This window comes from Schumannella sp. 10F1B-5-1 (assembly GCF_006517535.1).
Lineage (GTDB): Bacteria > Actinomycetota > Actinomycetes > Actinomycetales > Microbacteriaceae > Schumannella.
Map to the genome: position 1 here is coordinate 1 of NZ_VHQH01000121.1, position 218 is coordinate 218.

The window sequence follows — 218 nt, forward strand, 5'->3', positions numbered from 1 at the left end:
GAGCTCGTCGTGCACGTCGACCCGCCGACGGAGCACAAGGCGTACCTGCACCGCTCGGGACGCACCGCCCGCGCCGGGTCGGAGGGCGACGTCGTCACCCTCGTGCTGCCCGCGCAGGAGAAGGACGTCGCGCAGCTCATGCGCAAGGCCGGCATCACCGCCTCGGCGCAGAAGGTGACCGCGGATGCCGCGGCCGTCACGGCGCTCGTCGGCGAGGT

The 218-nt window shown here is 73.9% G+C and carries 1 pseudogene; it reads left to right on the plus strand.

What is annotated here, in order from left to right:
• Positions 1 to 218 (plus strand): annotated as a pseudogene (locus tag FJ658_RS15170) (ATP-dependent helicase); the annotation flags it as partial.